Annotated in this window: 7 protein-coding genes; 1 reads left to right on the forward strand and 6 read right to left on the reverse strand. The window is 34.6% G+C overall.

Annotated elements, in window-relative coordinates; translation table 11 throughout:
• Positions 1 to 378 precede the first annotated feature (378 nt).
• Positions 379 to 600, reverse strand: coding sequence for a hypothetical protein (locus N4A35_01840; protein ID MCT4580133.1), 222 nt, complete (start codon positions 598 to 600; stop codon positions 379 to 381).
• A gap of 12 nt (positions 601 to 612) precedes the next feature.
• Here N4A35_01840 and N4A35_01845 point away from each other — a divergent pair, with 12 nt between their 5' ends.
• Positions 613 to 801 (forward strand): hypothetical protein, encoded by a 189-nt coding sequence (locus tag N4A35_01845; GenBank protein ID MCT4580134.1) that lies wholly within the window; start codon positions 613 to 615, stop codon positions 799 to 801.
• 8 nt (positions 802 to 809) lie between these two features.
• Here the strand turns inward: N4A35_01845 and N4A35_01850 are convergent, their stop codons facing one another.
• From N4A35_01850 to N4A35_01870, 5 genes are all read right to left on the reverse strand, one after another.
• Positions 810 to 1,256, reverse strand: a complete 447-nt coding sequence (locus N4A35_01850) for a T9SS type A sorting domain-containing protein (protein MCT4580135.1) — start codon at positions 1,254 to 1,256, stop codon at positions 810 to 812.
• A 12-nt stretch (positions 1,257 to 1,268) separates the two neighbouring features.
• Positions 1,269 to 1,739 carry a hypothetical protein gene (locus N4A35_01855; protein MCT4580136.1) on the reverse strand — a complete coding sequence of 157 codons (471 nt, stop codon included), beginning with the start codon at positions 1,737 to 1,739 and terminating at the stop codon, positions 1,269 to 1,271.
• Positions 1,740 to 1,742: 3 nt separating this feature from the next.
• Positions 1,743 to 2,426: a hypothetical protein gene (locus N4A35_01860; GenBank protein ID MCT4580137.1), complete on the reverse strand. Its 684-nt coding sequence runs from the start codon at positions 2,424 to 2,426 to the stop codon at positions 1,743 to 1,745.
• A gap of 93 nt (positions 2,427 to 2,519) precedes the next feature.
• On the reverse strand, positions 2,520 to 2,849 hold the full coding sequence (locus N4A35_01865; GenBank protein MCT4580138.1) for a DUF1493 family protein: 330 nt from the start codon (positions 2,847 to 2,849) through the stop codon (positions 2,520 to 2,522).
• Positions 2,850 to 2,858: 9 nt separating this feature from the next.
• A partial coding sequence (locus N4A35_01870) for a hypothetical protein (GenBank protein ID MCT4580139.1) occupies positions 2,859 to 3,547 on the reverse strand: 689 nt, incomplete at its 5' end.

Raw genomic sequence — 3,547 nt, forward strand, 5'->3', positions numbered from 1 at the left:
AGTTTGCACTGATTTTGAGTAGAAATTTTCTCAAATTTTCGAAGGAATATCGGGATATTTCGAGAGAATTTGAGGAAATTTATGCCAAAAGCAGGCAAATTCTTTGAAAAAATCATCTTCATCCAATCTTCACTTTAAAAAACGCTTCAAAATATCCCGATATTCTTTCAGAGTTTTTAAAGCAAATCTTAAATAAATCTGATTTTCTGTGATAGATATTTTTAATCGAAATCAGGTTAATAAATTCCCTTTCGGGGAGATAAAAAATATGGAAGAGTTGTAATGCTTGAGTTTTCTTAATCAATCGATTACAACTCTTTTTTTTAATGTGTACACTGCCTGGTGTAAAGAATTATAAATTATTTTGCTTTTAATCCTTTACACAAAATTTGAGACAGTATCAGAAAGAAAGAAGAAGAAGAAACCGCCTGGAACCCGCGCGATGATTGGCCTATAATGCGCAGGGAGGGTAAATATTGCGCATGAACGCCTCAATACTGCGCATGAACCATCAGATATTGCGTAGGAACGCCTCAATACTGCGTATGAACCATCAGATATTGCGTAGGAATTCCAAAATATTGCGCAGGAACGCCTCATAATCCCGCAGGAATGATTAAAACCTGCGATGGAGAGGTAAAAACTGCGCAGGAACAACATATTTATGCGCAGAAAGTTGCTATCCCTGATTTTCAATCAGGGATTATAAAGTTCAGAATTTCCAATTCGCAAAATGTTGGATTAAAAATCTTCTGCTCCAAACCTGTGAATTGCAAATTCACAGGAGCTAGGGTTTCTTAGGCTATGCATTACTGCTTAATAATCTTCCAGGTACTCTTTTCCTCGCCAATAACAATTACCATTACATACAAACCTGCAGGTTTGCTGCTTAGGTTAATGTTATTGCTTTGCGAAAGGCTGTTGGTTTTGTACACCAAACTACCACCCGAGGAGAATACCTGTATGGATGAATTGTTATTCAACTGCTCATAACCCAATATATCTACCCGCAATTGACCACGGGTAGGGTTGGGATAAATCTTAATCTCCTTTTCTGCCAATACTTCGGTTAAGAAATCTTCATCTTGCTCGAAAGCAAATTGCTCACTTTCATTACCAATGGCAGAAGATTTTGTACTGCCCAAGTTAATGGTTCGGCTTACACGGTTGCCTGCAGCATCGTAGGCGAAGTTGATGGTTTGGCTTATTCCGCTTGTAATATAAAACAAGAAAAGAAATATTATTATAATTTTCATTTAAATTCCTTATTAGTTTTTATTAGATAACAGTTCCTTTAACTCTGGAGAGAAGTGAGACCAAACAAGGTAAAAGAATTTTCCATTGGGAAGAATAATTTTACACCCCTCTTCTTTTTCTTTTAGAGTGAACACTATTGTTTCATTTTTAATTTTTACTTTGCTTATTTTAAGAATTAACTGTTGACTTTTATAATTTAATATTTTAAAAGTCTTGATAATTAATTTATCGTTAGATATTGTAATATTACTCACAGTATTATTAACTGTGCGTAAACACTTAAGTAATCCTCCAATATTGAAAACAACCATAACCATAGTAAGAAATATTCCGAAGTATTTTATGCCTTCGCTTCTTGCACTGAATATCATGAGAAAAGAAAAAAATCCTATCAAAAGAGGAGAAAGATAAAAATATTGATTGATATTTCTTTTGCTTTTACGCAAGTAGGATTCTCCATTTGAATTTAGTTTATATTCCATTTTTTAATGATTATAATTATATAATGCTTGAACATCTGAAACTGTAGAATAAGCTGTACCAACTGGAACAGAAAGATATCTAAAGGCGTTAACAGGATTGGGTCTAACTATCATGCCCTGCAATGATAATACACTACCACCACCAGCAACAAAGGTTGCAAAATCATTGGTAAATCCACCAACACCTTGACCTATTCCAATATCGTTATATGAAGCTCCAAAAGACATGTCTACTCCTTTTCCAATCCAGCCTCCCAAATTAGATGGAGTTGCAATTCCTGCACTTGTGTTGCCTTGTAATAAATGGAATAGCTTAACACTACTTGAACCAACACGTGCGGCTCCGTCAATTATAACAGCCGTACTTAAACCTGCTGTTAGTACTTCCCCTCCAGCTCCGGCAGCAACTTCAAGTAATCCCAATCCCATACCTAAACCAGCATTTCCAACTTCTCTCCAATCAACACTACCAGCCCAGTCATAAATTGCTTTTTGTGTACTTAAAATATAAGAATGACCATAAATCGTCACACCCAATTCACTTACCTCATACATACCATTTTCGGCAGAAATTGTAAATACCGAACCATTATCAAATGCTGCAGAAATCTGGGTGCCATTCATTGTTGAAGCCAGATTGGAACCATATTTTTTTGCACTGGCAAGTAGGGCAGAATACCTGTTCATAGCAGCTCTGAAATATTTACAAAAAGTCTCGAATAGGTATACTGACTAGTCCTAAAAAGGGCTGTTTCATCTATTTGAGGCAGTTTCTTTATTTTATACAAGGATTTTATCTTCTATTGCTTTTTCTAGATCACCTAGTGTGATAGGCAATCTTTGGATATCCTTTTTCGCTTTTATCCTTAAAATCCATGATGCAATTTTTGTTATAAAAGGATCTCCCTCTGGACTGAAATATTTACTAGCATCAAATTTAGATACATCTACTCCAAACTCTATTGAAAATGATTCAATAAACTCTTCTACATCATCTCCATAAATTTCTAGATCGGTTTCTAAATCCAAGTTTCTAGTTAATTTAAACTTATAAGTTCCTCGTTGCTTTGTAATAAAGCTTTTAAGGTTTTCAGAAATAGAACTTGACATATTTACTCTTTATTTACTTTCATTATGAACTAAAATACCATTTGCAAAATAGTTATTACTATTAAATATTTTTGACAGGTTATAAGTTTTTATTGATTCCTTATATTGAATGATTTCAATTACCTGAACTTTTTTTAATTTATTCTTCTTGATAGTGAAGCAAAAGTCTGATACTTCTAACCTCTCTGTTTCTAGGCCGTAAGCCTTTTGCGTTTTTTCAGGATTGAAAGAACACCAGTCTTTTCCTTCCACATAATAAGGGTGGTCATCTGTACTTATTATATTCTCTCCATTTCTAAAGGCTATTTTAATTAGTCTGTGATGGATGGGGTCTTCAATCTGCTGGACAATGTTTACTTCCAGTTTTTTAGCTTTGAAGTTATATGTTAAAACAGAATCCCCTACAACAATATTTTCAATATTCTTGTAGGTCATATCTCCCATTGTTACCTTGGTCCCTGCTGCAAAACACTTAAAATCATTTAAAATACGACCATAATTGTATGGGTCAATACCATGGTTGTTCAACTGCCTGGTATTTTCTTGACTTCCATGGTACAATATTTCTCCATAGAGCCAAAGCCAACCAACATAAGGAACAAATCTTCCGACAGCTCTTCCTAACACTCGCGTCCCCATAACCCTAGTAGACATCTTTTGAGGAAATGCCTTTGAAAGATATTTGGAGGCTATAGAAG

Source organism: Flavobacteriales bacterium (assembly GCA_025210295.1).
Lineage (GTDB): Bacteria > Bacteroidota > Bacteroidia > Flavobacteriales_D > Parvicellaceae > S010-51.

What these genes read in the sequence shown, in the direction of transcription:
- N4A35_01840 (MCT4580133.1), bottom strand. Translation starts at nt 600, where the DNA reads ATGAGGCGTTCCTGCGCAATATTTTGGAATTCCTACGCAATATCTGAT.
- N4A35_01845 (MCT4580134.1), top strand. Translation starts at nt 613, where the DNA reads ATGATTAAAACCTGCGATGGAGAGGTAAAAACTGCGCAGGAACAACAT.
- N4A35_01850 (MCT4580135.1), bottom strand. Translation starts at nt 1,256, where the DNA reads ATGAAAATTATAATAATATTTCTTTTCTTGTTTTATATTACAAGCGGA.
- N4A35_01855 (MCT4580136.1), bottom strand. Translation starts at nt 1,739, where the DNA reads ATGGAATATAAACTAAATTCAAATGGAGAATCCTACTTGCGTAAAAGC.
- N4A35_01860 (MCT4580137.1), bottom strand. Translation starts at nt 2,426, where the DNA reads ATGAACAGGTATTCTGCCCTACTTGCCAGTGCAAAAAAATATGGTTCC.
- N4A35_01865 (MCT4580138.1), bottom strand. Translation starts at nt 2,849, where the DNA reads ATGTCAAGTTCTATTTCTGAAAACCTTAAAAGCTTTATTACAAAGCAA.